The organism is Neobacillus drentensis (assembly GCF_036965645.1).
GTDB classification, from domain to species: domain Bacteria; phylum Bacillota; class Bacilli; order Bacillales; family Cytobacillaceae; genus Neobacillus; species Neobacillus drentensis_D.
The window spans coordinates 1-1,400 of sequence record NZ_JBALPZ010000256.1; the positions used below are offsets into that span (position 1 = coordinate 1).

The window sequence follows — 1,400 nt, forward strand, 5'->3', positions numbered from 1 at the left end:
AAAACATACTTTATATCAGTAACATTATTTTTGGACATTTTTATATAACATAAGGCTGACGGTATTAAAAAGATTTGCAGTAAAGATAAAGTATAGATATAACTATAAGGCTCATTGAATCTAGTGGAAAATATGCCAAGCAAGATACCAACACCTGCGTTTCCCACTGTTCTACCCAAGCTATTGAAAAGGTTAGCGATACTAAAGGCGATCCCTCTATGTTCAGGAAGATTTACATCTGTTATGAGTGCCATCCAATTAGGTGTATTGGCGGATTGGGCTGCTGAAGCAAACAAAGATAAAACAAACATAAGTGTAACCCAAGGATTGATGAAAATTTGTCTTAAAATGCTCACTAAAATAATGATTTCATTATTATGATCAGGTAATGATAGGTTAGACATTGGCACAAAGAATAACGCCATATAACAGGGCATGGTAATAAACACAAAGAAGGAGGTTAAAAATGCTCGTCCTCTAAAGGTTTTCCTTTGGAATTTATCTCCCAGATGCCCGAAATAGAATGATGCTATGCCTCCAATCTGGAAAATGGCATAGAGATAGCCTGAGACAATCAGAGCTGTATCCATACTATAGCCTTGCTGCATTATTTTAAATGTATATAAAGTTGGAATCCAAATCAGGCTCCCTGTTGCAATATTCATTAAGAATGTTTGCAAAAACAAATACACATTGCTGCCTTTTAAGATAAGAAATTTTATATGTTTGGTTTCAAGTTTATAGTGATCATTTTTCGGCTTTGAATCTAATTGACCCTTAAATGGATCTTCAATAAAAAGAAAACAAAAAATGACAAACAGGCCAAGTGAACCTACTATTTCAAATGGCCATCTCCAACTATTGTTTGCAGTAGTTAAAGAAGCCAAAATAGACCCAGCTATTCCGCCCAAACCTTGGGCCATACCCCAAAAACTTAAAATGAAACCGCGTTTTTGATCGGGAATAAATTCAGTTAAAATACTAAAACCAATGGATGCTATACAACCCAAGCCAAATCCGGTTACTACTTGAAATAACATGATTTGAAAATAACTGCTGCTGATTGAAGTCAAGAATATTGATACGGACCAAATAAAGGTTCCTATAATTAGCATCCTCTTTTGTGGATATTTCGCTGAGAGGTATCCCCAATAAATAGAGGATAGGGCGGTAACCAAAATATTGGCAGCTGAAACAAAACCCAAACTTGCGATATCTACATTTAAATCCTTTGCTATGTATTGAATAAGTGGCGGAAACAATCCAATTACAATATGTTCAAAGGCAGCAAGTATAATTATTACAGCAATTGTATAATAAATTTTCCAATTTGAATTTGTCATAGTTAATAATGCCCCTTTGAAATGTTTTTTTATCTACAATATTATCTAAGTTTTCAA

1 protein-coding gene is annotated in these 1,400 nt (G+C 34.1%); it reads right to left on the reverse strand.

Annotated elements, in window-relative coordinates; translation table 11 throughout:
- Positions 1-1,343: MFS transporter (locus tag V7266_RS29885; protein ID WP_335472879.1), on the reverse strand; the 1,343-nt coding region annotated here is incomplete at its 3' end.
- Positions 1,344-1,400 lie beyond the last annotated feature (57 nt).